Below are 23,126 nucleotides of genomic sequence, written 5' to 3'. Positions count from 1 at the left end.
CGTGCTTCCAGAATTTTTTCCTTTAGTTCCGGAGTAGCCTTATCTGCATCTAAATATGCAAATTCGCTCGCGCTCTCCAAAATCTCTTCCTGCACTTCTGCTTCCGAGTTCGAATCTGATTCTTTGTTAACGGCAAACGCAGGAACAGCAAGGGCCATCAACATAATAAGCGTCATGGTCATGGATAAAAACTTTTTTATGAAAATACGCTCCTTTCACTGCATGCATAATTCAGTTGGTTAAAATGGAATGTATCATCTTGAGTGATAAATCCAAAGTCAAGATTGGCTGTTCTTGGTGAATATGTGCAATTTATTGTAACAATCTCGTCTGCCTCCAAAGAGTATGCTGTATCTGCTTTCATAACCGTATCAGGAGAAATGTTCCACTCGATTCGACTGGTTGCTCGAGTCATGCTCGGAATGGACATAGAGTCAACTACTTCCACAGAAAGTTCTTCAAAGGACATTACTTTCGTTCCGATATCAGTTGTTAATAGTAGCTTCCAGAAATAGTAAGCAATCTCAAAGTAGAAAAACAGTTTTCTTTTTGCATCGTTAGAATTACGGTAATATGTGCTTATTTTGATTACTCATTTGTCAGCAAGGACAATACTTCTTGTAGGTTTTCTTCTGACAGAACCGCACTAACACTGCTGATGCCAAAAATCTGTCCCGATTGCGAGTTCATATAGGTTCTGGCTCTCTACTTTCAAGACGCAGGTGACAGGGGCTTTCTTACACGTTTTTGCAGATTTCTTTATTTTTCCGTTTTTACCAAAGAAACGCTTTCAGCTATGTGCAAAATGTCATCCTGGTCAACGTTTGCATTGAGAGAAAACTGGATATTGGTTTGCGGGTCAAACCACGTAATGGTATTTCGTGAGTTTTCCCAGTCATCAGTCAAAAACATTTCTCCCTCCAAGCCATTCACTGTAACTGCAATGTTTTCAGCATCCTCAGTCACATAGGTCCACGCGGTTCCCTGTTGCATATAGGCATAATCAAAATATATCGATCTATCACTTTCTTCGTTGTAATAGACCTTACACACAAAATCGTCTTCACTAATATTTTGCTCCGAATCTTCGACATACCCATCCGGCAGATCGGTAATCTCATACTGCGGCATTTCGCCAGTGATTTGTTCTCCCGAATACCTATAAACAATATGTGTCTCATACCATTCCGTAACCCAGCGTACCACTGCGGCCCGGACCGTGGGGCTGACTGCCATGAGGCTCCCCAGGCTGAGCGAAAACACCAGCAGGATCACAGCGGCCTTTTGCGCTACATTCTTCCACAGTGGCCGTGCCCGCCTGCGTTCCCATTTCAGCGGGTCCTTCACCATCGCCGCCATCTGCCGCTGATACCGGGGCGTCGGTTCAAAGGCCAGTTCACCGCTGGCCGCGCTTTCCGCGTCAAGTTTCAAAGAATCCAACAGAACTCGCCGCATCAAGGTATCCAATTCCTGATCTGTCATGCGTAAAACGCCTCCTTTTCCGCGATTTCCCGAAGCAGCGCGCGTCCACGGAATATCCGGGTGTTGACCGCCGACTCTGACAGCGCAAGGTGTCGGGCGATTTCTTTTCCGGTGTACCCCAGCAGCAGCCGCATTTCCAGCACCGCCCGGTAGGTCTCCGGTAGCCTGGAAAAGAGCTGCACCAGTCCCAGATAGTCCGTCACACTTTCCGCATCAGCCGCAAAGCTGTCCCAATTCTCCAACTGCACCGTCCGCTGATTTTTCCGCAGAATCGTGACTGCTTCGTTCTTCACAATACAGACGATCCAGAAGGGCAATTTCTCGCAGGGAATTTCATCAATTTTTTCAAAATGCCGGATGATCTGCATAAATGCGTTCTGCACGGCGTCCTCGGCGTCATGCTGGTTCTTCAAAATGCGGAGCGCCGTCTGCTCCATCTGCGGGTGATACTGCTCGTAAATGTCCGTGAATTTCTGCTTGTCTGCTTCGCTTTCCAATGCGGCTAAAAGGATCGCCAGCATCAGCTCCACCACCTTTTTTATGTAGCTTTTTGGGGTTTCTGCTATATAGACGCACGAGCCGCGCCATTTCTTACACGATTTTCAAAAAAAATAAAAAAATTTTTGAGCGGTTTCCGGTGACCATCAGTATAGCATGAAGCGCCGCGAATCTCCAACAATTCAAAATCTGCGGGGAGGGCATATAGACGAAATGAGTCTCAAATCGAGACTCATTTCGACAATATCTGTATTTTCAATGGTTACATGGTTCTCTGTGCCATATTGCCCGTTCCGTGCGGTATGGACTGCCGCTATAAAAGAGGGGGGAACATCTCGAAAGATGTTCCCTCCTTGTTGTGCAGCTGTCGAACAATAGATTTTTTTTATGTTCATGGTATAATATCTGCAACCAAATCTGGGGTATCCGTAGTTATATAGTGAAAGCAATTTTAGAACATCGTGCCGCAGCGGAGGACGCCTATGGAAGATGAAAAAATCATTGGGCTATATTGGGAGAGGAACGAGGATGCCATTACAGAAACCTCCTCAAAATACGGAAAGCTCTTTTTTCGCATTGCCAGCAATATCCTACTAAACCATGAGGACAGCGAGGAATGTGTGAACGATACATATTTAGGCTTATGGAATGCCATTCCCAAAGAAAGGCCGTCACCGTTTTCCGTATTCGCAAGTAGAATTACCAGAAATCTTGCCCTGAAAAAGTATGAATACCTCTCCGCAGAAAAGCGAAAGCCAGAGGCGATTTGTTCATTTGAAGAACTTGGTGACTGTGTTTCTGGCAAGGAGTATGTTGAAAGTGAAGCAGAAAATCGGCGCATCGAGCAGCTTATCGACACATTCCTTTGTCAGATAGGGGAAGAAAAGCGCAACATTTTTTTATGCCGATACTGGTATTTTGATTCGATTGAGGAGATTTGCAGATGCACAGGGTATAGCCAGAGTAAAATTAAATCTATGCTGTTCAACATACGGAAAAAGTTGCGAAGCTATTTAGAAAGCGAGGGTGTTGACCTATGAATGAAAGGCAGTTTTCTGACAGAATCGGAAATGTGAACGATAAACTGATCCGGCAAGCTGAACAGATGCCAAATTATAGACGGGGACACCGGAGAAGAAGTATCCGGCAGCTTGCAACGATTGCTGCCGTTATCGCCCTAATGGTTTGCAGCTTTAGCGTAGGCGCATTGGCCTTTGCTGAGAAAATCTATGTTGAAAAAAGCCAAGAGAGCATTGATATTAGTGATTTTGGAATTTCGCTGATATTACCTGACGAATGGGCTGGAAAATACGGCTATGATATTTTCGATGATGGTGATATCGAAGTATATAGCCTTGCAGCGAGAGAGGAAGAAACTGATAACGGAACGAATTTAAAGGGCTCTCTATTTTGGGTTGAATGTATTGATGGACAATTCCCGATGGATTTTTCCTATGCTCAACCAGGGTATACGATTGCCACAACGGCCACGCATACATTTCGTTTGGTATTGGCATCTGATGTACAATATGATTCTGGGAATGCCAAAATTGCCGATGAGTACCTTTCTTTATATGACAGCATACCACAAATAAAAATTCTTCTTTCAGACTGGCTTACCGACAATAGCTTGAATCAGACAAACTGGGTAAAAGGCACAGTTTATGTTAAATATCTTGGTGAAATGACACCTGACGGACAAGATGTAGTTAAGACGGTGGTACTTGATGAAGCTGCTTCAACAAGTATTTCACAGATAATTAAGACACAAAAATATGACATTGAAGATGCAAGTTTTCCTGTTGATCTCGTTTTTATCGTAGATGGACAATCATACCATATGAACTCGCAATCGGGACAGATTTTTGGCATCAGCGGGGTTAGCGCGGTTCTATCAGAAGAAGCCCTACAGGAAGTATTGTCCTTGCTGGCAAATGAATAATCAAAATATACACATAATAATGAGAAGCCAGGGCGTATTTTATCCGCCCTGGCTTTCTTGCATGGAATTATTTCTTTCTAAGCTCTTTAATGGTCATACTGTTTTGAAAATCAGAAAGACGCTTCAAAATCTACGGTGAACGCATATAGACGAAATGAGTCTCGAATTGAGACTCATTTCGACAGTGTCTGTATTTTCAATGATTGCATGGTTTTCTGTTCTATATTGCCCGTTCCGTGCGGTATGTACGGCTGCTTCGTTCATAACTCTGAAAAGCGTTTAATCGTTGTTAATATATAGTTTACCGTGTTCAAACTGCTTTTTTAGAGTCAGGTTCTTGAGGTGGTCATCCAATGCTGTACTGCCCAGAAACACTCCAAGTTCGGTTGATAGCTTCAGTGAAATATCTATAGGCGGTTCTTTTCCGAGAGCTGAAAACAGGACTGAATTGTTGGGAAGCAAGTTGCCAAACTTCGTTTTTAGTACATCAAGCTCTTCTTCATGTACTGTAATGGTGTTTCCATCACTCATCGTTTCAATGCTTGAAATACACTCCCCATCAAATCCCCAGTACAGTCTAAGAGCCTGAGATTCTGTCACTCCATACCCGGCCATTCGACCAACAATGCTCACAAGGACAGGGGCATGGCGTCTCTTGGAATATATCTGTGCAATATAGTCATAGGCCAACCCTAAATGGCAAAAATATGATACAGCGTGTGGGTATTGAATTACTGTCGATTCCGGAACATACTCGCAGCCAAAACCGACGTCATCTTTCCTCGCCAATTCCCGGCATATTGATTTTGCCGCCAAGTCTGGCCGTTCTGTAAAGATATGAATGGCTCCTTGTAATAGTTTTATAATTCATCAGGCCTTTTCGTAATATTGAAGTCCGACGCAGGAGGAGGTCTCCACGTCACTGGATAATTTTCCCATATCTTACGTCTTTACTTTATCAGCCAAGCAAGTGACCAATGAAGGTTATGAGCCATGACAGCGCTATAAATGCTATCATAACAGCCAAATAAATTCGGATGGTTTTTCTTCTTTCCTTTGGTTCCTTAGGCAGTATTCTTTTTCGCGGAACGTCATGGATAATACCTAAAACTTCATTTTTCCAGTTCATAAAGTTTCCTTAATCAAAAAGATAATATCGACGGAAGGACACTACATCTCCTGATTATTCAGGTCAGTCTATCACCATACCAGTTCCCGTTCCTCCGGAATGGTATACGGAATCAATATAGGCGCGCCAAGCACGGTAATCAGAGTCCTTGAACACAAAAAGGTATCTGACAGGCCCAAACTGATAGTCATAGAACACATCAACGCCGAAGCATCGTTCCCCCAAATAGTAACTTGGAGCCTCGGATGTGCAACCGCTTTCCTGCGAGGATTTTCTTTCACATGAAGTTCGGAAAAGCATCCGTTTCAGGCTGTGAATCGTTTTCTGATTCCGCACATAGAAGCGCCCTAAATCCATGTTGTATTCGTCATTAGAATCGTCGGCTGACAGTTCTGCAACCTGGAACCGGATCATCATAGCGGTCCGCGCTCCCAAAGGTGTCATCGCCGCAAGCACACAAAAGATGATAACAATTAGGCCGATAAGAAGTAACCGCTTGGGTTTCAAGTGAGCCATACGCTTTATACCCCCCTGAAATTACGATTTTCCTATGATTGAGCAATTAAAGAAAAAACAGCATTTCCCATCTCAGTTGTAAAGTTACCTGCCGCAACCATTTCTATATGCTTACTCAATTCATCAGGCCCAAACCCGCCATCTGGATACCACTTCCATCGTTCGAGGAGTACGTTTCCATTATGATTCCACTCAATATTGATTACTTTCCGTCCTTTGGCGAATTTAGTCCAACTTTTTATGCCTGTAGCCTGTGTAAACGGAGGTGGCTGCTTGGATAAATCGTCTTTCGAGAATTGCAAGCACTTATCATAGAGATTACTGAGAATGGAGCCAAGTTTTTCGGGAGATACAGATTCCCTAATTACATAGGGCTGACCACATTCTCTTCTTGGTCCATGCGGATCGTTGAAGCATCCTATTATCACCATATCATTGGCGTTCTTATAATAAATGCTGATGGTTTCTATGCTATATCGTTTTTCTTTATCGTATGCCATTGGCCGTTTACACCTCCTCCAGTACATATAGAAGCCGTGTTCATGTTGCCTGTCTGGATTCATCGTACCATACCGCAAAAGCAGTTGCAATAAAATCCATCAACAAGAATATCAACAGGGGAAATATCCTTGCAAAATGCGTCTCCGTTTGAGACGCATTTCGACAATTCATCCATAATAAAATCAGACTCACGCCACCGGGTACGGTAGCGTGAGCCTGAAATAATATGTCTCAATTCGAGACACATTTCGACAGCAATCACAGACTGACGGGATCTTCGACTTCTTCAACGAACAGCCCCATGAGATCATGGTTAGTCCCCACGTTGGTCACTTCAAAGTGATTGACGCAGTGCTGGAGCCACGGGAAAGTATCGCTCATATCGTGAATCAGATCGAATATCTCCAAATCCGTTGTTTTGTAACGGGAATGGTAGCCGGAATACTGTTCATGGGAAAAATTCCGGTTCGTCAGGAACTTTTTTATCAATTCGTAAGCGCCCTTTGGCCGAGTTTTGGAGTAGTATTCCTCCAAATCCTTGATTCGCAAATCAAAGTAGAGAGCCTTAAAACGCTTGGCTTCTTTCCTCGCCATTATGCAGCGCTCTCACGGTGGGCATAGTGATAGAGAACATCCTCCACAGTGAAGTCTGTTTCGTTTTCACCGTCATCACTATTGTACCAAAGCCATTTGACAAGGTAGGCCATAAACCATTCTTTGTCCTTCAGAGTGGTGATGAGCCGGCCAAAAGTACCGTAGTCACGAGGCATCCCATTTCCGTAATAGCAGATCGTCCCATCAGAGAGCGTTTCTCTGCGAAAACCATACTTGGTGAAGGATTTGTCCAACGCGGCATAGATAGACTCCGGAGCATACTTATGCTCCGCTCGCATCTGAGCATCGTTAAATTTGATTTCCAGCTTCAGCATGGTATCTCCTCCTGTCGGCCAAAAATGCTCTTTTTATATTCATAGTATATAGGATACCCCCTCGATTTGCAATGTATTTCTCCGTCGAAAAAAGTCAATTATCTGAAAAGTAATCCGGCCGCGCAACGGAAATGAAACCACTTGTGCCGGTAATGACCACATTATTTGCGCCGCTGGCGCAGTGGATCACCAACAGATTTCCATTCTCGTTTCTGCCGCAGATAATGCCGACATGGGAATTGTCCGGGTAAAACACCAAGTCACCGGGCTGTGCATCCGACCATGAAATATCAGTGCAATACGAGTGCTGCATGGTGGCGCCGCCGCCATGTCCGATGATGTAGCTGCCGCCCGTGGCGTTGTAAAAGGCCCAATCGACAAAACCTGAGCAGTCAAGTCCGTAAGGCCGATAGGTGCCGGTGGTGGAGCTGCCTGCGGCTGTGACCTGACGAAGCTGCCCCCAGCGGCTGTCCCAGCCAAGCACCAGTGATTTCCCGCCCCAAAAATACGAAACTTTTCCGTAAAGCATCAGAGCATTTTGGATGACCGCCCGGCGCTCCGGGGAAAGGTCTGCCGGGAGGTTCTGAAGAACTTCCTCTGCATCCGCATTGGTGATGGTCAGGCTGGAGGCCAGCGAAGCCAGCGTGGTCCGGTCTGCTAACAGCTCGTCCAAGGCTTCATTCTGGTACTTCGTAAATACATAGATTGTCCGCATTTCATCCGCTGTTTTCGGCGTGATGGTAATATGCAAAATGTACTCCGTCCAACCATCATCGTCTCCACTTCCGGGATGGTTTATCGTCTCCACCCAAGAGGTGATCTTCGTCATATCCCAGAATACGGCGGTCAGGCGGGCTACCCGGTCAGCATCCAGCGTGGCCACATCCACGCCATTATCCGTGCCTGCGGTTTTAGCTGCAAAGACAGCCAGCACTTCCGGCCAGTCCGGGGTCTGCCCTTGAATGTCGATGCTGTCATAGTCTCCGGCCTGCAACTCCTCCAGCTTGGCGTTGTAGGCGATATTCACCTGCGCCACGGCCTCAGCTACCGACACAGTATCCGGTGCGTTACGCTCTGCCGCAAAATACAGCCCAAAGGGGGAACTTGCCACAGCCGCGATGATGATAATGACCACCAGCGCCACCAAAACCACCGTGCCGCCAACGAAACCGGCCAGTGCGGAGATCAAGGCAGCGGCGGCACGGCGGAGCATCCCAGCTGCCCGCTTGAACAGCTCTACCGCTGTCTTGGCGGTCTTTTTTGCCTGTGCCGCAGTCTGGTGGATCTGTTGCTGCGAAGCGGTTTTCGGTGCTGCTGATATCGGCTTTGCCGCAGTCTTGAAGGATGTACGCTTAACCTTTGGAGCAGGCAGGGACTTTTCTGGCTTGCTTCTGCTATGATCGTTCACGGCAAACCGTTTCTTCTCTTTGAAAGTGCCGTACTTCGGCGTATCCGTCTTTGACGGTGAAACCGGCTCCCATTCAGCGTCACAGAAAGCAGGCGGCTCCTCCACAGAATGAACGGCCCGCCGTTCCGAAAGCAGCTTGCTCTTCTGCTTGTCCGCTACGAACTGGCGACGTGCTTCAAACTGCTGCTTCTCATCCAGTGGCCTTGCTTCTTCAGCGGAAGAAGTCTCCAAGAAGTTTTTATTTTTAGGCACTGTGTATCTTGCAGGGGGTTCCCGCGAAGCGGCGGTTTGCTCATTTGCTTTACGCTCACGCGGAATACTCGCAGACGATTTTTCCTTTATCGGCGGTTTTTGCCTTACCCTCGGCACCTGCGCCGCACGATCCTGCACCGTGTCCACCGCCCAGTTAGCAGCACCCTCCACTTCATCGACAGCCTGTGTTTCCGCACTGTCTGATTCCGGTTTCTGACGCTCCGCCAACTGCTGGCGGTACTTCTCCTTCAGCACCATAGCCCGGTGGTGGGGATCAAGCATAGCGGCACGCTTGCTCTTGGGCTGGCCCATTTTAGGCTTCTCCTTAAATTCCGGCAATCCGGTACACCCCCTTAATGTGTCTCGATTTGAGACGAATTTCGACAATGCTCATTTGTCCCCCGGCGTTGTGGTCATCAGGCGATAAAGGGCGCCGTCACGGGGAAACTCATTGACGAAGGGGATGATGGAGCTGCCGATCCGCATAAGGCCGTGACCGGCCTCCACATTTGTCACATGGCTCATCTGCGTTTCCGAGATATGCAGCAGCTTCGCCAGCTCCGCCCGGTCAGTTGCCGCCTGATTGAGCAGGATCAAAAACTCGCTGTTGGCCAGCATCAAGCGGGCCGTTTCCGAGCGCAGACATTCCTCAATATTCTGCGTGGCGGCGGTCATGGCAGCGGCGTACTTGCGAAAGCGTTTCCAGCACTTGTAGAGAAATTGTGCGGAGTAGTAATACTTGAAGAACAAATACACCTCGTCCACGAATACCCATGTGTACCTTCCGGCCAGCCGATTTGCCGCCACGCGGTTCTGGATCGTCTCCAGCACCACATTCAGCGCCGTGGGCTTGAGCTGTTCACCCATCTCGTAGAGGTCAAAGCAGACGATACGGTTATCAATATCAAAATTGGTTTCATGGGCAAACATATTCAAGCTGCCCTCCACGAACAGCTCCGATGCAAGGGCCAATTCCTGTGCTTCACGCTCCGGCTGCCGCTTGACCTCGTTGCGCCAATCCGGGAGAGTCGGAATCCTGCCTTCGCCGCCGCTCTTGATGAAATCGTGATAGATATTGGCGGTACAACGGTCAATGATGGATTTATGGAACGCCCCCAGCTGACCGACACCCATCTGCTGCTCGCAAATGCTCATCATCAATTCGGACTTCATAGCCACCGGGTTCTCCCCGGCTCCATAGCCCCGGTTAATATCCAGCGGATTGATGTGGTGCGGGCTGGATGGAGAGATTTCCAGCACCGCCCCTTGCAGTGCCCGCGTCAGCTCGCCATACTCGCGCTCGGCGTCGATCATAATAATATCGTCATTGGTAGAGAGGGCAATAAAGGTGATAGCCTCCTTCATGCTGAAGGACTTGCCACTGCCCGATACGCCCAGCACAAAGCCGTGTGGGTTCAGCAGCTTCTTTCGGTTGCAGATCAAAAGATTTTTGCTTACGGCATTGACGCCATAATAAATACCGCCCGCATCCTGGATCTCCTGAACGCGGAACGGCATTAAAACGGCGGTAGATTCAGTTGTCAGTGTGCGGGTGGTCTTGATGCGGCGCAGGCCATAGGGCAGAGCCGTATTCAACCCGTCCTCCTGCTGGTATCGCAGAACGGAGAACTGACACGCCTGCTCCAGCCCAATCGCTTGCAGCGTCTCCGTGTCGGTGTTCAGCTGCTCCAGCGTGTCCGCCATGTGTACGATGGTGACATTGGCAAAAATCATCCGCTGGTCGCGGGTACTCAGGTCATCCAGAAACTCCTTCGTCTCCGCCCGCAGCTACTCCAGCTCATAGGGGATGCTGGCCGTGAAATTATTGCGGCTGTTCTGGCGCTGTTGCCACCGAGCAATATCCGCTTCGATGCCGAGGATACGGCTCTGCACCTCCCGGATGGCCTCGTCGATGGGAATAGGGAGAATGTCGATGGACAGCATGAGGTTTTGCGGGAAATCAGACAACTTAGAAATCATCTCGTCCTTGATGTAGCTGGCATAGTCCCGCAAAAACAGAACACGGCCAACTTTGCCGCCCATCTCGAAGTGGTCTGCTTTGAAGCACAGCCCATCTGGGCAGATGTAATCCCGGAAGTCATGCCCTTTCTTCATGGCATCACTGAGATCAAAGCGGAAATGCTCTTCCTCACCGGGGCGGAAGAAATCATGGAAGATTCGCAGACGCTCCTGATTATCCAGTGCTTTTGCAGCGCTCTCCAAGCGCCCAAAATTTTTCCCAAGGTCAGCGTCTACCCGGTGGAAGAAGGTGCGGGCCTCCTCTATGCTTCTCCGGGGCACCGAAACCGTAATGTACTTGTCTTGAATGAGGTCATTACTTTCTGCGGCCTTGTCGGTCAGGACGCTGTTGTACTCCCTGCGGTAACCGTCCAGACTGTCCCCACGCTCCCGCATCAGGATACTGCGGCGAAAGTCTGCGCCGTTCAACCGTCTGTTGTTGATGGTGATTTTTGTGGTGGCATCCGTAGGCAGACTGTTCAGCACACCGCAGTAGGAAGTGAACATATCCCGTTGATCGTCATGGGAGGCCAGTGCATAGTTAATATCCGCAAAACGCCAGGTGCGGCTGAACTTGCCGCCGGTCTGCCAGATACCGTCCCGATAGATCTTTTGGATGGGGATGGATTGCTGGACGCTCCGGGGAATCCTGAACCGCTCCCGTTCACTGCGGTCAGCGGCAATCAGCGTCTTAATCATAGATGTTTTTCTCCTTCTCGTTCAGAATTTTGCAGTACAGATTTTCAGAGCGGAACACCCTCGGTCCTGCACATAAAATCTGTGACTTGATAACAGCCCATACAAACTGCTCAAAGGTCAGGCCGTTATAGTGAAAGAAGCCAGCTGCGGCCAGCGGCGCGGCGGCCACGATGCACACCCAGCTGGCGGTTTCTTTGCCAATAGCTCCCTTCGTCAGAAAGTAGGTGCCGATAGCAACGCCTACGGCCAGTACCGCACAGATGAACTGCCGGGTAGACAAGCCGAAGAAAATCGTCTCGCTGTGCTGTCGGACTTCTTTTGGTATCTTAATTTCCATATATCTGCCTCCTGTCGAAATGTGTCTCAAATTGAGCCGCATTTCTTCTGAATTGATTTATTTTTCGATTTTTTGACACAATTTTTGAGGTATGAGATAATAGAAGTACCAAATATAGGAGGTTTTTACTATGACGATCCTGCAACAGGTACTTCTTGCTTTCGCCGCATTTGTTCTGTTTATCTTTGCCATCCGGTTAGTGTTCGCCCTGCTCCTGCGACTGCAACTTCTGCCTATTCTGGTCTGGCTGGGCGTAGGCCGCCTTTACCCCCAATGGGCGGCGTCACATCCCTTTGTGTTCTACGGAGTTCTGGCATTTTTCGGATTGCTGGCGCTGTCCTGCTGGCTCCGCCCGGTGGTGGAGTGGGTACAGGAACAGCAGATGCTTCGGATGGCTGAGCGACGGATCAAAGATGACCTGCACCGTGCCAATGCGGAGGGGCGCACCATCGCCGGCTTCCAGCTGTGCAACGGCGTACCCATCCCTGAATATAAGGACTGAAAAACGGCGGGCTTCGGCCCGCCGTTTTCTTATAGCCCGAACATCTCCTTTGCAATCCGTTCCGCCCCCTTGATAAGTGCAACCAATATCAGCATATTGAAAATCGTCTGCGCCACATACTGCCAGCTCATCGTAACAACGGGTAGTGAGGTATCCGCAATCGGCGCGCCGCTGGCGGCAAAGGCGGAGAAGATTAGGCAGGCCAGCACCACGATAGCACCCTCCATGCAGACACCGAGATAGCTTTTCAGGAAGGCTTTCCCCATAAAAGAGGTATCCTCCCCCGCAAAAGAGGCCAGTGGCAGCGGGGCCAGAGCCGTAAACATATACAGCCGAAAAAAACGCCCGTAGACGGTCATAATCAAAATAAATGACAATACTGTGATGAACAGGCTCCCCAAGAATGTGACCATCCAGAGGGGGACAGACTGAAAGAAGCCCACTCCCTCAATGGCGTCAATGATCTCCTGCGGCAGCGTCACGCTGGCGGCGCTCATGCCGCCGATACTGCTCATGATGGTCTGCACCACGCCGCCGCAGACAGCGAACACAGAGGTCATCAGTTCCATGGCACTGCCTACGGCAATTTTGGCCAGCAGAAAGCGGATGAAATGCCGCAGGGCAAACTCTGGACGCTGCAAATCACGAAAGCTGGCGGCAGAGCGGAACACGCTCATGGCAAAGAACAGCACCAGCAGACCGTAGCCAAAGGCTTTCAGGCCGTCGTTGATGCTGACGATGGTATTCCAGATCTCCCCGCCCCGGAATGCCTGCGGCGTGGTGGTGACAAGGCTCCAGATCTCCGTCAGCTTTTCATTCCATGTATCGAAGGCCGATTGCAGCGTGCCAACGATCCAGTTATTCAATTTCTATCACCTCAATTCTCCAAAGAAGTTAGGGATGAGCAAAACTCCGATTTGCTCATAAGACCACACAATAAATAGTGCTATCCGACTTGACTGCGGCCTATATATTGTGACTCGACTTTGCAAAACTTGCGTTTTGCTCATCCCTACAAAGAAGTAAGAGGGGCAGGCTCCACGGCCTGCCCCTTTTCCGTTACACTGCGCCGATGGCAGTCAAAATCTCCTTGGCGAAGGCGATCATCAGGCCACCAAAGAGGCACAGAAAGCCCTGCGTCCTCTGGCTGGCGTCGTGAGACTGGATGCTCATGCCCATCTGCACGATGCCCCAGCCGAGAATGATAACGCCCAAAGCCTTGATGATGGAAAATACGAAGTCAGACAGATTTCCCACGATGGTCAGAGGGTCATCAGCGGCCAACGCAGGACAGGTCAGCGCGGCGCAGGCCAGCACCGTCAGGATAAGCGCCCCATAGCGGCGGCCCGCCAGGATCGTCCGGCGGTCAGTCTTAAGCGAAATGCGTTTCTTTTTCACGGTTGTTCCTCCTCATGTTATTCAATGATCTCAATGGACTCCCAGCGTTCCGTGGACAGCGGGAAGTCCTCCAATGCGTAATCCAGACCGGGGCAGTGGACATACGGCGCGGCTCCGCCATCCTCTGTCAGCTTCAGATCGGGGTGCTTCAGAATGTCATATTTTCTGTCCATCACCGGCAGCTCGCCGCGGATGAACAGGATGCAGCGGTCATTGTCCAGCGCCCGCACTTCATCGGGCGTCATCAGTTCACGCCCGGTCTGCTGATAGTTCACACTGCCGGAGCCATTGCGCCCCTTCGATACACTGCGCGTCCGGGTATCCAGCGTTTCCTTTCCCAACAGCTCCGAGATGTACTTGAAGGTGCTGACTTCATTTCCGCCCAAATACAGCAGCGTATCCGCGTTGCCAATCAGTCCTTCCCAGTCATCCTTGAACAGTGCTTTTAGCGCGGAGATATTTTGCAGAACAATGGTAGACATGATGTTGCGGCTTCGCATGGTAGCTTGCAGCTTGCCGAAGTCATCCGGGAGAGAGACATTGCAAAACTCGTCCATCATCATCCGCACGGGAACGGGCAGCGCCCCCTGATGCACCTTGTCCGCCTGATAGTAAAGGCTCTGAAAGGCGCAGGTGTAGAGCATACCCACGATGTAGTTGAAGGTGCTGTCGTTGTCCGGGATGATGGCAAACACGGCCTGCTTGCGCTCGCCCATCTTGTCCAATTCCATATCGTCTTTTGCTGTGATGTTCTGTATCTCCGGCAGGATGAACGCGGACAGCCGCACCGCCGCGGAGATCAGGATGCTCTTCGCGGTCTTGCCCGCAGCCTGTTTGTAGATCTTATATTCCCGCACGGCGATATGGCTGGGGTCATCCTCCTCCAGCGCCTCAAACAGCAGGTCTAAGGGGGACTGATAATCGTCATCGTCCTCCTTTGCACCGCCGTTTTCAATCATGTAGATGAGCATTTCAAAATTCTGCTCCTCCGGCGGTGCTTCGTGGATCAAGTACAAAATGAGCGCCGTATCCAACGCGATCTCGGAACGCTCCCAAAACGGATCGTTCTGCTGTGCGCCTTTAGGCGTGGTGTTTTTTATGAAGTTGCTGACCAGTTTCATCACATCCTTATCGTCCTTGATGTAGGCAAAGGCATTGAAGCTGTCCGACCGGGCCGGGTCGATCAGGTCAAACACCTTGATAACATAGCCCCTTTCGAGCAGCAGCGGCGCTACGGCCCGGAGCGTTTCCCCCTTGGGGTCAGTCACAAGGAAGCTGCAATTTGCCTCCATCAGATTCGGCTTAACAAAAAACCTCGTCTTGCCCGCACCGGAGCCGCCAATCACGATTTGCAGCAGATTGCGCCGGTGCATTTTGCCGTTCAGGCTCATGCAAACATTCTGCGTCAGGATGGTGTTATTGCGCGGGTCTTTGTCCCGGTACTTGGCGTTCAGCTGCTTGGTGCTGCCCCATTTTGCGGAGCCGTGCTCCTCGCCCGGTCTGCGGTTCTCGCGGGTGGAGAGATAAAGCGCCACGGCAAAGCCATAGGCCGCCAGCACCCACAGCATAAATTTCGGCGTATGCGGCGTCCACCGCACAGAAAAGGGATGCTCCATCAGCCATGAAAGCCGCCCCATCAGCGTAAACACGGTCATTCCGGCCTTATACTCTGTTGCAAGCAGCGCTGCCAGCCAAAGCAGCATCGGCACAGGCAACAGCCACAGCAGCGGGTTCTGATTTTGATTTCGTCTCATGTAATCCCCCTTTACGCAAAAAGAGGCCGCCCCTTTTCAGGAGCGGCCTCAAAAATGCGGCTCAATTTGAGACACATTTCGACAGCATCAATATCCCGTGCGAGGCAGCTTAGGAACAGTGGGTTTTCCATATACGGATGTCACCCAGCGGCTTACTGCCTGCACCCATGTTCCGTTATAAGTGCCGCCCACATCTGCTACGTTGACGAATGAACCTGCGGGCAGTCCAGTCACGGCCCTACAATAGAGATAGGGTTTTTCCACCTGCGCAAAGCCCGCAGGGGCCTGCCCAAAAACAAACATGATCTCCGTCACACGCTCGTTGGACGCTAAGCCCAATGCCACGGAGGATGCCGCCAGCGTGTAATTCTTGCTGGTGGTGAGATTATCGGCCAGTGTACGATAGTCACCGCCATTGACGCGGTAGACGATTTTGTAAGTGCCGGGGAAGTTATAAGTGCCTGTTACAACCTTTTCCAAACGCACCTGTGCCGGGATGGTATCTCTCCAGTAAAAATTGCTCAGGCTGACATTAGATGTGTTAGCGATGTTGGAAAAGGCATAGCGCACCGGTTGATTGGCCATAATCTCCTTGGGACCGGTCTTGGTAATGGAAATGCCAGTAGCAAGGCTCTTGTTCTCTGTCTCAATGCGGACGATCTGACCCTCATGTTCAAGGTAGACTGTCAGTTCCTTTTCGCTGATACCGTAATGCTCCGGTGCCTTGACCTCTCGCACAAAATACCGCGACAAGGGCAGCCGCTTAGAGACGGCCAATCCCCGGTTATTGGTGCGAATGGTATCAACAACATTTCCTGCCTTATCGGTGATTTCAAATACCGCACCCTCCAGCAGCGTACCGGCGCTCAGGCCGTTGGTGGAATTGTAGTCCGCGGAGCGCTTTGTAATCTGAATCTGTCCGGTGATGGGTGTATTTTCCCATTCGACCTCGGTGGTTTCGCCAGACTTGACATAGACCGTCTTTTTCTGTGTGTCGCGCACATAGCCCTCGTTTTCCAGTTCACGCAGATAGTAGCGGCCAGCAGTCAGGTTTTCAAACCGGACATAACCGCGATCATCGCTTGTCTCCTGCGCGATGGGGTTGTTACCACTGTCATAGAGGATGAAAGACACGCCGTAGATACCCTCGCCGGTGACGGCGTTGACCTTGTGGATCAGGATGCCGGAGATGGCCTTGTTGGCCACAGTTTTGGTTGTGGTCTTGCCATCCTCCACGGTAAAATAAATGGGTGTGCTGTCAAGCTGGAAGCCCTTGCCCGCCTTGGTTTCCACGGCGTAGTAGCTGCCGCTTGCCAGCGGCACATACACGCGCCCATCCGTCCCGGCGGTGACGGTGGTCACCAGACCGCCATCGCTGACGCGGCGGATCTCGAAGGTGGTGTTGGGGATGCGCTGAGTTTTGTCCGCCGCATTGACCTTGATGAGCTCCACGCCGCCAATGGGGGCGTTATAAAAGTACAGAGACTGCGTATCGTCGGGGTTGACTACAACGGTTTGGGTGCGGGTATTTTCGTCGATGGTGTAACCATCAATAGATTTTTCCTCCGTCACCACCAGTGTGCCGGTGACGCCCTTGAGAATGATCTGCCCGTTTTTATCGGTATAGTACAGACCGTTGGAGCTGATTTTCCCGTTTTCGTCGGGGATAAACTCGCCATTCGCCATAGTAATTTTGAAGGTCACACCCTCCAGCGGTTTCTTCGTCACAGCGTCCAGCTTGTTGATAATAAGCGCGCCCTGACGCTTGTTCCAGAAGGTCAGATTTTGCACCGTCCCTGCCTTGATGAGAATGTCCTGGGGTGTGCCGTCCAACACGAATCCATCCACAGATTTGATCTCACGGGCAACTACGGTAGTGCCGGGTTCCAGACCGTTCAAAACGATCTCACCCGCCTTGTCTGTGTAGTACACGCCGTCATCGGGGCCAACGGCAGCGCCGCTGCCATCTACTACCTTGAAGGCAACGCCAGAAAGCGGCTCGTTCTCCGTTCCTTCGATATATTTGTGGATCACCAATGTGGTAGAAGGCTCGTTGTCAAAGGTCAGGCTGTTGGGTACACCGCTCCTGACCACAATGGTTTTTGGCGTCTCATCCTTGATATAGCCGATGGGCGCTTTATCCTCAGACACAATAATGGTGGCATTGGGATTCAGGGCAGTAATGGTCACAGTACCGTCAGAGCCGGTGACGAACCGTCCGTTGTCTGTTCCAATGGGCTTGCCCTCACTGTCCTTCACAATGAACTCCGCCTTTGCCAGAGGTTTCTTTGTCAGCGCGTCCCGCTTCAGAATGGTCAGGTTGCAAAGGGGCTTATCGTAGAACGTCAGAGGCGCGTTTTCACCGGCCTGCACCGTAATGGTCTGGGGTGTGCCGTCCAATGCGTACCCCTCCGGGGGACGAATTTCCTTTGCCACGATGGTCGTACCGGCAGGCAGCTTAGGGAGCTGGATGGCTCCGGACTTGTCCGTGGTGAACTCACCGTTGGCGGTGCCGATGAACGTACCCTTATCGTCGGTGACGAGGAAGGTAGCGCCCGCCAGCGGCGTTTTATTGGCATCATCCGCCAGCTTCTTGATGAGGACGGAGCCGTAAGGCTGGTTGCTGAACCGGAGCGTCACCACATCCTGATTCTTACCGCTCAGCAGCACGGTCTGGGGCGGCGTGTCGATGGAATAAAACGGACTGGCTTTGGTTTCTTCCACGATATAGGTGCCCGCTTTCAGGCGGGTGAGGATGATGGAGCCGTTTTCCGAAGTGGTGTAAGTGCCGATGACCGTGCCGCCCGTACCGGAGGTGCCGCCGAGGTAACGGATCTGGAACTCCGCGCCCTGTAAGGCCGCACCGGTTTTTTCATCATATTTGAACACCACCAGCGCGCTGAGGGGGCGATTCTCCCAGATTTTGACCGCGTTTTCGTTGCCAGCCAGATAGAATTCCTGGGTCGGTTCGTCAGCGGGGGCGAACCCGGATGCCGGGGCTTCCTCTGTCACTTTATACCAGCCGCTCTTGAGGGCATCGCCCGTGAAGATGATCTCGCCATGGTCATCCGTGTAAAAGCTGCCGAGGTCATTCATAGCGCCGGTCGTGGTGTTGTCGGAGCCCCACCAGATATGAAATTTGGTGTTGGGGATGGGGTCTTTGGTAACTTCGCACCGCTTGATGATTTTCAAAGAAGGCTTCATGGCGTTGAAGAATGTTACCGTGCGGGTCTCGCCGGGACCGAGGGCAATCGTCTGGGGAATGTCGCAGAGGATCACATCGGAGGGAACATTGACCTCCGTGACCTTGTAGCTGCCCACAGGGATATTCGCCAAGAAAATACGTCCCGTGCCGTCCGTGGTTGCGGTGGTGGAGTAGCTGCCGTCGATCTGCTCAATTTTGTAGGTCACATGGGCAATGGGTTCCCCGGTGGCAATGTTTTTCTTCAGGATCTCCAAACCGGGTTTTACATAGTTGGTGAAGGCGGCCTCCACAGTACCGGCACCGGCCAGCAGGGCGATGTCCTGATGGGTGCCGGTCTTGATATACGGCTCCTCCACGGACTGCTCGGTAACGCGGTACACACCGGGCTGGAGATCGGGCAGTGTCTTTTCGCCGTCCACGGTGACGGTGGTGGAGTAGCTGCCGGTCAGGGCCTCCACCAGAAAGGTCGCCTTGACCTTGGCGAAGGTCTGCGCGTCTGCCTTGGTGATTTTCAGGCTGGGCAGAGGACTGTTGCTGGCGGAAACAGTGTACTGCTTGTCGCCATCGGTGGTATCGACATAGACGCTGTGGGGGGTGGGGTCCAGGGCATACCCCTCCGGAGCTTCCACCTCCACGAATGTCCACAAGCCCTTGGTGACATCCTTGACCTCAATGATGCCACCGTTTTTGGTCACATCACTGCCGACGATCTGACCGTCGCGGTAGATGTTGAACACAGCGCCATCCAAACCATGGGTAGTCCCGGCAATCACCTTCTTGAACGTGATGTCGCCATCACCGGCAACGGGAGGAGGCGGATTGTCGCCGCCTTCCGGCTTATCGTCCGTCACAACCTTACGGGCTGCGTGATAGGCAAAGAAGCTCTGGCGGCCAGCGGTTCCGGAAGTGGCAAGAACGGCCCACTTGCCAGACACGTCCTCCACGATGGATGCCTGCTTGCCCTGCGCGGTATATTCCTCGATCTGTTTCTGAAGTTCCGCATCCTCCTTAGCTTTCTGCGCCAGCATCCAGTTGTAATAGCCAACATAGGTTTCATAGGTATCGGCGTTGGCAAAGCCACCGGCGTCAATATCGCCGGAGGTATCGCCGCCTGCGGATTTATCGCTCTGGTTGTCCCAGATGTAGGTCTGCAAGGCCATAAACAGACTGCCGGGGATGTCGCCGGTATAATCAGCGATATAGGACATCATCCACTTTACATTCTCTTTGGTAATGGCGTCCATCTCGCCCAGTCCGGTCTTGGCAACAGCCTTTTCCCACAGGGCATCCGCGTCCGCGCCGGTGGCGCTTTTGTAGGTGTAGCTGTTGAGAAAAGAAGCTGTCCCATAGCGATAAGAGTAGCCGAGATCCATGCAGTAGAGTTGCTTGCCTGCTGCCGTGGGCGGACGGTAGGAATATTGCTGGCCGGTGGAGGTCAGGCGGATAGACCAGAGGTTGGGGTCTGTGGTTGCTTTGATGCCCGTTCCGCTGCCGGAAGCTGCCAAAGCGGAGGTGGGCAACAGGGTCAGCAAGGTCAAAAAAGCCAACATCGCTGACAAGATCCGTGTTTTCCATGTTTTCATACACTGATTTCCTTTCACATTTTCATAATAGAAAAGCAGGCCGTATAACATGACCTGCTCTTTCAGAAAAGGGATATTTACTTGTTCATAATAGGTATATCTACCTGTGAGATCACACATCCATCATAGAGAAAGAGCTGAACGCAGTACCAGCTTTCCTCCCCAGCAGCATTGATGCCCTTGGCAATGCCCACACCGATAGCGTTCAGGCGTTCATTGCGTATATTCCGCAGATGTGTCTCGGAATTGGCCCAGCCATCGACTGCCGCTTCCGCAAGGCTCACATCATGTTGGGAAAGGTAACGTGTGGCGATCCGATGGATGTTTTCCGCCATGTACGGGCAGTCCGTGACCGTATTGAAATTCCGACCATCCGGTCTGGTGTGGGAATAGACCGTGTTGGCGGCCATTTCATCGGCTCGCACCTGTGCGGCCTGCATGAGCTTGTCGCTGGTGGTCAGGGCTGCAATGCCGTTTTCCTTTCGGAGTGCGTTGGTACGGTCAATGATGTCCTGTTTCATGGCGTCTACATCGGTAGGGGCTGTGGGTTCTGGATGCGATTCCGGTTTATCGGGTTCTGCCTTTGCAGGCGCTTTGCCGGTGTAGGGCTTGCCGCTTTCCACCTGCACACAGCCGTTGTCGCTGTCCCAATAAACATTGAAACAGACCTGTTCGCCAATGTCCCGCAGCTTCACATAGTTGTTGCCGTTGATGACATAGGCTTCCATCTGTACTTCCCGTCCATCGGCAAATACGCGGTGGGTGCTGCGCTCTGCCATAATGCCCGCAGCATGGGCTGTGGCCCCGCCGAACAGGGCAACGCCAACCAGCAATCCGGCAACAAAGGATGTGTATGGTTTTTTCATGGCATTTCCTCCAGACATAAGAATGATTGGCATTTCTGCCTACCGTTATTATGTCATAATCTCACACAACTCGCAAAAAATCATCCAACGGCCACGAAATACATCGTCGAATTGTGTCTCAAATTGAGCCGCATTTTGACTGCCGCTATTCAGTTTTTAGCGCTCCACAGCGCAGACCATCCAGCGATATACCGACTGATCTCTGACGCAGGTATAAAGGGTCAGGCGGTTGTCACTACTGGCCGTTGTGCCGCTAGTGTCCGTCTCCAGCACTTTAGACACACTGGTAACGGTGTAGCTTCGTGTCCCCAGCTTCGTCGTGTAGGTGATGGTATCGCCTACGGTCAGCGTGTGGATCTGTCCAAAGTGATTGTTGACGCCGCGGTTGTGCCCAGCGATACACACATTCCCATTCCAAATGCTGGAGTCGCTGAAATGACCCGTTCCTTTTTTCAGTGCGTTGCTATCCGTCCCCTCATAGACCTTGACGGTTAGACCGATGGCCGGGATTTTCAGCGTTCCCAAACTGCCGTTGCTGTAATAAAGGTCAGAGGAAACCGGAGTGTACGTCGTGCTGTTCCAGCTGCCGCCGCTATCCACTGTGGGATAGGGCACACCGCCAACAGATCCGACGGAACTGACCAGCCCGCCGCTGTGGGCGCCGGGGGTCAGGTTAGGCGTCAGGGGCTCACCCGTATCGGGCAGGTAACTGGTGGGACTGCCAAAGGCGGGCGGGATCAGTGCCGTGTTCTTGCTGCGGTCAACATTGTCCGCGCCGTACTCTGTGACCGTTTCCACACTGGTCGGCCTGCCAAAGAGATAGTCCTCCGGGGCGTCCACCGTGTAATCCAGCGCATAGGCGGGCACCGCAGCCAGCACGGCGGTCAATGCCGCCGTCAGGCACAAGGTTTTCCATTTCATTTCGTGTACTCCTCCCATTTCTTTTCGTTCTTTCGCTTTTTCAGCCAATTACGGCCCAGCACAACGAGGCCAGCCACACCGGCACCAGCGGGCAGAATCAGCAGATAGCGCCAGTCGAAAGCACTGCGTTCCGGCTGGATAGGCGTCCCACTGAAAATTGCGGTGTAAATGGTATCGTCCATCGTGGTACGGACTACCTCACCGGAATAATCCGCCGTGACAATATAGCCGGTAGCATATTTGCTGGATACCTTTCCTGTGTAGGTAGCCGAGGCATGATAAAAACCGTCCGACTCCTGCCACTGCACATCTGCCAATTCCATCGTGCGGCCATTGTCCGTAATGCTCTTGGGGACAAAGGATATATCCGCATCAGACAGGTTTGGGTAGGTTCGGGTTGCCGTTACAGTCTTGGTGGAAGTGTTATAGCCCGCAGCTTCTACCTTGATGCTGGAGGTGTCCAGCACCAAAGTCCCGGTGTAACCGTCCTCCGTGGTAACGGTGCGCTCCGCAGCCAGCTGGGGCATGATCTTCTCCATGTCCTTTGTGTCCATGTTCAGCGTGTAGGTTTCGGCATAGTCCTTCTCATCGCTCTTGGAGTTCTCCTGCCGGGTCACATCCAACAGCGTGTAGTGCCAGCCCTCCCGGTCAAAATCGCCGACGGGGATGCTGGCCGGATCATCTGTGGGAGACAGGCAATAGGTGCGCTCCAGCCGCATTTCTTCTCCACTGGCATACTCGTTGACCTCTGCGGGATAAAGCGTTGGCGTCAGGAGCAGTGCATCCGCTGCTAAGGCCGGACAGGTCAACAGGCAGGAGAGCAACACGGTGATGCACAACGATACTGTGCGTTTCATAGTGGTTCCTCCATATTTATATAATGTAGAAATGCGTCTCGAATTGAGACACATTTTGAAAAGCGCCCGCCGATGGCTCACGGCGGGGCAGCTGATGGGTTCGCTGGCACTGCGTTGGACGCGCCGCGCTCCCAATATGGCAAAAGCCGCTGTCAGCGGCTTTTGGGGTGTCCTCCCCTTGATTACCCAATGAGCCAGCGAACAGCCCGGTCAAGGCTCAGCCAGTGCGCGCACTGGCTGACTCCGCGCATGATTGCGCCAGCAATCGTGCGGCCTTGACAGGGGTGGGCGGTGGCTCATACTCCCCAAAGGGGAGACACCCCCTGTT

The 23,126-nt window shown here is 51.6% G+C and carries 21 protein-coding genes and 1 pseudogene; 3 read left to right on the top strand and 19 right to left on the bottom strand.

The features are described from left to right. From PY311_RS08130 to PY311_RS08120, 3 genes are all read right to left on the bottom strand, one after another. Positions 1 to 182, bottom strand: a 182-nt coding sequence (locus PY311_RS08130) for a hypothetical protein (RefSeq protein ID WP_286148176.1), incomplete at its 3' end; no start/stop codon positions are given. Positions 183 to 759: 577 nt separating this feature from the next. After that, positions 760 to 1,482, bottom strand: coding sequence for a DUF4367 domain-containing protein (locus tag PY311_RS08125; RefSeq protein WP_286148175.1), 723 nt, complete (start codon positions 1,480 to 1,482; stop codon positions 760 to 762). After that, positions 1,479 to 2,003: an RNA polymerase sigma factor gene (locus PY311_RS08120; protein WP_286148174.1), complete on the bottom strand. Its 525-nt coding sequence runs from the start codon at positions 2,001 to 2,003 to the stop codon at positions 1,479 to 1,481. The genes PY311_RS08125 and PY311_RS08120 overlap by 4 nt, the downstream gene beginning before the upstream one ends. 459 nt (positions 2,004 to 2,462) lie before the next feature. Between PY311_RS08120 and PY311_RS08115 the strand changes: the two genes are divergently transcribed. Together PY311_RS08115 and PY311_RS08110 are read left to right on the top strand one after the other, a co-directional pair. Continuing rightward, positions 2,463 to 3,020 (top strand): RNA polymerase sigma factor, encoded by a 558-nt coding sequence (locus PY311_RS08115; RefSeq protein WP_286147411.1) that lies wholly within the window; start codon positions 2,463 to 2,465, stop codon positions 3,018 to 3,020. Next, a complete protein-coding gene (locus tag PY311_RS08110; RefSeq protein ID WP_286148173.1) occupies positions 3,017 to 3,922 on the top strand; it encodes a hypothetical protein in 906 nt (301 codons plus the stop codon). Before PY311_RS08115 ends, PY311_RS08110 begins: the two co-directional genes overlap by 4 nt. A 279-nt stretch (positions 3,923 to 4,201) precedes the next feature. Here PY311_RS08110 and PY311_RS08105 read toward each other — a convergent pair whose 3' ends face one another. From PY311_RS08105 to PY311_RS08065, 9 genes and pseudogenes are all read right to left on the bottom strand, one after another. Continuing rightward, positions 4,202 to 4,738: a hypothetical protein gene (locus PY311_RS08105; RefSeq protein ID WP_286148172.1), complete on the bottom strand. Its 537-nt coding sequence runs from the start codon at positions 4,736 to 4,738 to the stop codon at positions 4,202 to 4,204. Between the two features lie 142 nt (positions 4,739 to 4,880). Continuing rightward, positions 4,881 to 5,051 carry a hypothetical protein gene (locus PY311_RS08100; protein ID WP_286148171.1) on the bottom strand — a complete coding sequence of 57 codons (171 nt, stop codon included), beginning with the start codon at positions 5,049 to 5,051 and terminating at the stop codon, positions 4,881 to 4,883. Between the two features lie 63 nt (positions 5,052 to 5,114). Next, positions 5,115 to 5,567, bottom strand: a complete 453-nt coding sequence (locus PY311_RS08095; RefSeq protein WP_286148170.1) for a hypothetical protein — start codon at positions 5,565 to 5,567, stop codon at positions 5,115 to 5,117. 32 nt (positions 5,568 to 5,599) lie between these two features. Further along, a complete protein-coding gene (locus PY311_RS08090; RefSeq protein ID WP_286148169.1) occupies positions 5,600 to 6,067 on the bottom strand; it encodes a hypothetical protein in 468 nt (155 codons plus the stop codon). Between the two features lie 259 nt (positions 6,068 to 6,326). After that, positions 6,327 to 6,662 (bottom strand): VapD family protein, encoded by a 336-nt coding sequence (gene vapD, locus PY311_RS08085; RefSeq protein WP_286148168.1) that lies wholly within the window; start codon positions 6,660 to 6,662, stop codon positions 6,327 to 6,329. After that, positions 6,662 to 6,997: a hypothetical protein gene (locus PY311_RS08080; protein WP_286148167.1), complete on the bottom strand. Its 336-nt coding sequence runs from the start codon at positions 6,995 to 6,997 to the stop codon at positions 6,662 to 6,664. The genes vapD and PY311_RS08080 overlap by 1 nt, the downstream gene beginning before the upstream one ends. Before the next feature lie 94 nt (positions 6,998 to 7,091). Further along, positions 7,092 to 8,969, bottom strand: a complete 1,878-nt coding sequence (locus tag PY311_RS08075; protein WP_286148166.1) for a C40 family peptidase — start codon at positions 8,967 to 8,969, stop codon at positions 7,092 to 7,094. Positions 8,970 to 9,047: 78 nt separating this feature from the next. Next, positions 9,048 to 11,375 (bottom strand): annotated as a pseudogene (locus tag PY311_RS08070) (VirB4-like conjugal transfer ATPase, CD1110 family). Further along, positions 11,368 to 11,712, bottom strand: coding sequence for a PrgI family protein (locus PY311_RS08065; RefSeq protein WP_286148165.1), 345 nt, complete (start codon positions 11,710 to 11,712; stop codon positions 11,368 to 11,370). Before PY311_RS08065 ends, PY311_RS08070 begins: the two are co-directional and overlap by 8 nt. Positions 11,713 to 11,842: 130 nt before the next feature. Here PY311_RS08065 and PY311_RS08060 point away from each other — a divergent pair, with 130 nt between their 5' ends. Continuing rightward, the gene (locus tag PY311_RS08060; protein ID WP_286148164.1) at positions 11,843 to 12,214 is read left to right on the top strand and encodes a hypothetical protein; all 372 of its coding nucleotides are present in this window, start codon (positions 11,843 to 11,845) and stop codon (positions 12,212 to 12,214) included. 29 nt (positions 12,215 to 12,243) lie between these two features. Here the strand turns inward: PY311_RS08060 and PY311_RS08055 are convergent, their stop codons facing one another. The 7 genes from PY311_RS08055 to PY311_RS08025 form a co-directional block, all read right to left on the bottom strand. After that, the gene (locus PY311_RS08055) at positions 12,244 to 13,080 is read right to left on the bottom strand and encodes a VirB6/TrbL-like conjugal transfer protein, CD1112 family (RefSeq protein WP_286148163.1); all 837 of its coding nucleotides are present in this window, start codon (positions 13,078 to 13,080) and stop codon (positions 12,244 to 12,246) included. 193 nt (positions 13,081 to 13,273) lie between these two features. Next, positions 13,274 to 13,612: a glutamyl-tRNA amidotransferase gene (locus PY311_RS08050; protein ID WP_350309719.1), complete on the bottom strand. Its 339-nt coding sequence runs from the start codon at positions 13,610 to 13,612 to the stop codon at positions 13,274 to 13,276. 17 nt (positions 13,613 to 13,629) lie between these two features. Continuing rightward, positions 13,630 to 15,366, bottom strand: a complete 1,737-nt coding sequence (locus PY311_RS08045; RefSeq protein ID WP_286148162.1) for a VirD4-like conjugal transfer protein, CD1115 family — start codon at positions 15,364 to 15,366, stop codon at positions 13,630 to 13,632. 87 nt (positions 15,367 to 15,453) lie between these two features. Further along, a complete protein-coding gene (locus tag PY311_RS08040) occupies positions 15,454 to 20,154 on the bottom strand; it encodes an MSCRAMM family protein (protein WP_286148161.1) in 4,701 nt (1,566 codons plus the stop codon). 77 nt (positions 20,155 to 20,231) lie between these two features. Continuing rightward, positions 20,232 to 21,020, bottom strand: a complete 789-nt coding sequence (locus PY311_RS08035; RefSeq protein ID WP_286148160.1) for a CAP domain-containing protein — start codon at positions 21,018 to 21,020, stop codon at positions 20,232 to 20,234. 156 nt (positions 21,021 to 21,176) lie between these two features. Continuing rightward, entirely contained in the window at positions 21,177 to 21,941 is a 765-nt protein-coding gene (locus PY311_RS08030) for a class D sortase (protein ID WP_286148159.1), read from the bottom strand. Continuing rightward, positions 21,938 to 22,798 carry a hypothetical protein gene (locus tag PY311_RS08025; protein WP_286148158.1) on the bottom strand — a complete coding sequence of 287 codons (861 nt, stop codon included), beginning with the start codon at positions 22,796 to 22,798 and terminating at the stop codon, positions 21,938 to 21,940. The genes PY311_RS08030 and PY311_RS08025 overlap by 4 nt, the downstream gene beginning before the upstream one ends. Between the last annotated feature and the right edge of the window lie 328 nt (positions 22,799 to 23,126).

This window comes from Neopoerus faecalis (genome assembly GCF_029218125.1).
GTDB classification, from domain to species: domain Bacteria; phylum Bacillota; class Clostridia; order Oscillospirales; family Oscillospiraceae; genus Oscillibacter; species Oscillibacter faecalis_A.
Note: the sequence above shows the minus strand (reverse complement) of the source record. Positions and strands in the feature narration are given on the sequence as shown.